At 31.6% G+C, this 6,152-nt stretch carries 2 protein-coding genes; both read right to left on the reverse strand.

The features are described 5' to 3' along the window. Nucleotides 1-11: 11 nt before the first annotated feature. Nucleotides 12-392: a glycine cleavage system protein GcvH gene (gcvH, locus tag AACZ53_RS05475; protein WP_339835548.1), complete on the reverse strand. Its 381-nt coding sequence runs from the start codon at nt 390-392 to the stop codon at nt 12-14. 59 nt (nt 393-451) lie between these two features. After that, nucleotides 452-6,152, reverse strand: a 5,701-nt coding sequence (gene sprA / locus AACZ53_RS05480; RefSeq protein WP_339835551.1) for a cell surface protein SprA, incomplete at its 5' end; no start/stop codon positions are given.

Consider the following 6,152-nt stretch of genomic DNA (forward strand, 5'->3'; position numbering starts at 1 on the left):
TGCTATAATACTTACGCTCCAACTAGTGCTTTGTATGCAATACTGTCTAATAATTGATCTAATTGAGAAGCATCAGAGATTTTAATCTTTACCATCCAACCGTCTCCATAAGGATCACTATTTACTTTTTCTGGTTCACTTTCAAGAGAATCATTAAATTCAATGATTTCACCTGAAACTGGTGAAAATAAATCAGAAACCGTTTTAACAGCTTCGACTGTACCAAACACTTCATCTTTATCTAATGTTTGATCTAAAGTTTCAACTTCAACATAAACAATGTCACCTAATTCTTTTTGTGCAAATTCTGTAATACCAACTGTTACTACATCACCATCAACACTAACCCATTCGTGGTCTTTTGTGTATTTTAAATTTTCTGGAAAGTTCATTTGTTTTAAATTTTAAGCAAAATTAAATTTTTATAAGTAATAATGTCAATTTTTTTTAATTAATTTCCAAAATTATATCTCAAAGTAAATCCTGCTCTAACTGTTGTGAGTGGAAATGCTGTTGAAATAACTGCTTTTGAAAACTGGTGATCATAATAAAATATGGCTGTAAAGTTTCTAGAAAATGAATAATCTGCAGTGAATTTAATTGACATTAAGTTTTGTCCACCTGATAATTGATTGTTATCATAATCTAAATATCTTACTATTGTTTCATTTCTTCTGATAGAGAAATCGGCCTTTAAGTTTACATCACTTTTAATTACTCCTGTTGGTGTATCGGCTAAAGTTGAACTTATTGTAACATCTTTAATTCTATATCCAACCCCAAAAGTATATTCATTTCCTTTCACTTCAGTTAAAAGGTTATTATCAAAACTCATGTTTAAAGTTCTGTCTCTTTTCATTTCTGCTAAGAACTTTAAGGAACCTTTGGTTTCAAAATCAAAACGAACTAAAGGATTAAACTGTTCTGCTAAATTTACATTTGAAATAATTCTTTTAGCATAAATATTTCCGTTTTGGTCATTTACTTCTGGATTCAAATTAGATCTAAATTGGTTAATACCATAACTAGCTCTATAACCATGTTGAATTGAGAAACGTTTGAATTTATCCTTAAAGAACTTATAATTCATTAAACCAGTATATTTAATATTCCAGTTTGGTAATGGTATTGATTTAAAATCATTTGTTGAAACCTTACTAGCGCTTTGTCCAGAATAAGCGGCCAAGAAAGAAGGCAATAACACTTGTTGACTATTTTTACCAAATCCTGTTGGATAACCTTCAGCATCATAACTCGGAATTCCTCCTGCTCCATAGTACGCTTCTGCTAAACGAGTTGCAACAATCAAACGATTATCTCTGAAATCTTGAAAAGCTTGAGAGAAAACATCACTACTTTCACTAAAAGAAGTTTTTATTAAAATAGTAGAAATGTTATAATTACCAAAGTCGTATGGTGATCTTGGATTATATGTTCCATCAGCAGAAACGTCATATTGTTCTGAGAAATTTTCTGCTAATGTTCTATCAGCGTTTAAATCTATTTTAAAGTCTTTGAATACTTCCATTTGAGCGGTAAGATTCAATTGTTTGTTTTTTACTTGCGTAAAGTTTTGATTGAAATCAGGAAAATTAGTTAAATATCCACTTTTTGCAGCTTCATATCTAATATCTGATTGGCTTCCTAAAACAAATCCAACGGTTGGTCTAGTCGTTCCAAAGAATCCAACTCCAGGTAAAAATCCTGGCAAAACTGTACCATTATTTTCAGTATAATTAACTTGAATATTTTTTACACTTGTTAAAACTCCAATTAACCCTTTAACAAAGATATTTTGATCATTTGACGCACTAACTTTAGGTTTAGCTACAATTTTTTCACCCGGTTTTGGTGGTGCAGCAGCTTTAGTTTTAGGTGCTTTTTTAACTCCAATTCCAAGCATTTTATAGAAAGAAGCCATATCAAAAGTTGTATTTAACTTATGAGAATTAGCATTTTGAATTGTATTACCTAATTGATAAATATCTCCTGCTTGAGTTTCAATACTTGCAAAAGCACTTGACGAACGAGTCCAGTTATAATCTGAAGTATATGAATAATTTGATTTAACAAATCCTAAAAATGGTAGTTTATTAATTGGTAATTCATAATTAACTACTAATTGTTGATTGTGTTGATTTGGTGTTCCAGGATTCCAAAAATCATCCCAAATTGAGAATGAATCAATTGGTGCATTATTAGAATCTAAATAATTTTTTACAATGTTATTTGAGTTAGCATTATAAACAAATGAAAGCGATTTTGTCAATTTGTAATTAAACCCGTAGTTGTAATTAAAGAAGAAGTTTCTTCTATACAAAGGGTCTAATTCAATTCCTTGCACATCAACCTGTCTAAATTGTTGCTTATTGTATTGTCTTAAAATGTTTGAACTAAATGCAATACTTGTTGGCAAGAAATTAAAGTTAAAATCTTGTAATGCTTTATAATAATTTCCTTTAGAAAACACTTTTGATTTCTTGAAAGGCTCAATCGCTGAAGGTTTAAATGAATAAGCATAATCAACGGTTGTTTTAACTTGCTTATCGGTTAAACTTTCAATTTCAAAATCATGATGTTGAGTTTCATTATAAGAATAAGAAAGTGTTAAATTTTCAGGATCATATATGCGTTGTTTTTGATCTGGAGCTCTATCTTTTCTTACACCAATAAAGTTAATACTTTGTCTTTTGGTATAATCGATTGCTCTTTCTTTAATATTATCTCTTTCAGCTTGATCTGGAGTTATATCAAGTAGTTGTTGCAATTCAATATCTTGGTAAAATGGATCGTATTTTGGTGTGATTTTTTCTTCACCAACAGCATAATTAAATGGTAAATTAATACCCCATTTGTTAGGCAATAATTTCCCTAAATTGAAATTGGTTACTAAATCATATTGTTTTACATCTTCTCTACTTCTTTCATTTGGACCTTGTTCTAGAGAACCAAAACCAATTGTGCTTAATCTACCTGTAGCAGAAACAGTAGCAAAGTCAGCCATATTTGTATCTAAATTTGCTACAGCAGCATATCCACCTTTATTATCCATTTCAGACATACGCAATTCGTTGAACCAAACTTCACCTCTAATTGGTTGCGAACCATTTTTATTTTTAACACCAATCATCAAGGTTCTTACTAAACCAAAATTCGGATTACCTTTTATACCTAATGTCAATTTACTGTCAGATGAACCAATTGCTTCTTCTTCTACATATCCGATTCCGTTAACATCATAAATAATTGAAGGATCGTTCGAAAGAGCTAATATTTTTAACTTGGTTAATAACGATAATGGAATATTGATCTCATTATCCGACAGCCAAACATCTTCTGCAGATCTTGCACTTTGAGAAGAAACTTTTAAAGGCATTTCGACTTGATAGAAATTTTGTGTAAAGTCATTTCCAAAACGAATAAAAGCTACCATTTCATCATCTTGTAAAGGAGTAGATTCTGGATTTGGCAAAGCTTCAGCGTGTAAAAACATACGCATTTTCTTAAACTGACGCATATCCACATTTACATTTTTGAAAACTGCTCTTGAATCATTTGGTTGTAATCCATCAACATAATTACCCGAATTAGGATCATAAACCCTTAACGAAAGAGATTGTTCGTTTTGATTAATGATAGTGTTATTGTTGTACAATTGCTCTCTTTCAACTCCTGGAGGAGCCACATAAGGAATAGGTGAACGATTTGTATTTTCTTGTATGTTAATAGCAACAACATCAAATCCTGTATTATCATCTGTTGGATCAGGATCTGTTTCATCTAAAGTATTTGTATATCTTCTCCACTCTCCTCTTACTAAATCTAAAGCTCCAAAACGCAGCGTAACATCTTCATTAAAACCTGTAAGAAACATTCTCATAAAACGAATAGAACGAAAATCCGAAATTGAACCAACTGCATTAGCGGCAGTTGCCTCTAGAATAGGAATTTTATATTGAATCCATCTTACCTTTCCAACACTACCATCAGGTAAATCTACATTATTATCAACCCTAGAGTCTACTATAAAATTTTGACCAACGGGAACATCTTGTAGTTGATCACCGTATTTTTCAATATTTACTTCAAATTTATAATACGCGTTTATGGTATTCATGGTATTATCTCTATTAATATCTTCTACATCAGGAAAAGTTGTACTTCCTCTATTTATATCCGACACATTAACAGGCGAATTTCCTTGTGTTCCATTGTAGTTTTTATATCTATCTAGAACACTACCAGTTGCATTCAAATAAAATTGATAATTATCTGCCGCAGGGTCAGGATTTCCAGCAAAAGCTGAAAATTGTGCGGCTTCTTCAGCATCTGACAAACCGTTTAAACCAACATCTTGTGCTAGTCTATTGCCATCATTTGTATCAAAAGCATAAATTAAAGATTGTGAGGCTGGAGTTTTTCCCCAAACAGAAGCATTTGTTGCTGTTACTGCACCCGCTTCTGGCAATCCGTTTTCGTATAATTTTCTTCCGTCTTTAAGAACATCTTCTGATATTTCTCCTAAGTTGAAAACAATTTTACCACTATTTGTTGGAAGCACCACATCATTTGGCAATCCAAAATAAGGATCCATTACCCAAAATTGAATATACTCTACGTTTGATTGCTCAAAATTTGTAGAATTTATACTTCTCATAATTCCACCCCAATTATCTTGTTCGGTTCCCGATGGAAAAGTATTACTAGCTGCTGCTGGGTTAAAATTATAAGGCCCACGTTCTTTTGGAAAATAAGTCAAGTCTAATGTAGAGATAACTTGTGTTTGTCCTTGCGCTATATCTAGTTGTGGATAAAGCTCTCTACTAAAAACTCTTCTTGTTCTATTTGTTGATAAATCTTGATTTGAAATTCCTGCTGGTGCTTGTGTATAAAAAACAGGATCAATAGAATACCAAGACATTTTTGCTCTTTTGTAACCATATGCTAAATCCCCTTCAGTTAATTCTCCTCCAAAATCTATTGGTGTACTGGCCAAACTCCAAGCAGAAGCAGAACGCATATCTATTGTTGTTTGTGATCCTTCAAAATCATCTATATATACTGTAGATTCTCCATTAAAATTTGAGGTTTTTGAAGCTCCAGGTTTTAAATAGGCTATTTCACCTCTAAAGGATAAATTAGAAGGTACATCTGTATCAATATTCGGTAATTTATTCGCCAATCTTGTTAAGAAAGGCACTTCTGTAGAAAAGTTTGCGTTTAATCCGAAAATTGTATTATTAACTGAGTCTTGATTGTAATCTGTTTTTTGTGTGAAAGGTCTTTCAGACATGTGTAAGATTGTACCTCCAAGTAAGAAATTTTCATTGAATTTATGTTCTACATTCATTCCCCAAAAACGTCTAGTTTGTTGGCCAAAAACAGCATTATTTTCTAATGAAACCTGAATTGGAGTATTTGAAGCTAACAAAGAAGTATCTGTAATATAAACTCTACCTAATTGATAGTTTACTGTGTAATCTATTCCTTCCACAAGAACTCTTCCTCCAGCTGTCACTACCACAGAACCTTGAGGCACATTGAATGCACCAATTGGAATTCCATCTCCAGAAGTTGATTTATATCTACCTCTTAATTGAAATTTATTCTTTTCGCTTTCTTGTAAAGCAGCCGCTTGTGTTTGCTTATATAAATTTCTAAAAACGTATTTATCTTGGTTTTCATTATAAGTTAAATCAACATCATAATCTTCCGTACCTACTTTTAATTTATCAAAAAGTAATTTTCCAAAAGGTTCAACATTGGTGAAAATAATTCTACCATATTGAGCGTCTATTGTTATTCCCGGAATAAAATCGAAGAAACCATCACCTCCTTGTTGAGGATCATTTGTGTAATTTAATTTATCTAAATTAAGAACTTTTATTAAAGGAGTTTCAGCTACACCAGCAGGCAAAGCTGTTGTACCTACTTGAGTTATATAATTTAAAGGAGAAGGATCTGTATATAAGATGTTGAATTTAAAATCTTCACTTTCTAATTGATAACCACCTGGAATTTGATAAATATTTTTCATCATCAAGTCCCAAACTGGTTTATTTACATTCACTAAAGTTCCTTTTAACATTTTTAAAATCAAACTTTGCGTTGAAGGAGTTGCAACACCTGAAGTATTATCTACTTGAGTTGCA

This window comes from uncultured Flavobacterium sp. (assembly GCF_963975005.1).
Lineage (GTDB): Bacteria > Bacteroidota > Bacteroidia > Flavobacteriales > Flavobacteriaceae > Flavobacterium.

Coding starts and splice junctions, on each gene's coding strand:
- gcvH (WP_339835548.1), bottom strand. CDS start 392: ATGAACTTTCCAGAAAATTTAAAATACACAAAAGACCACGAATGGGTT.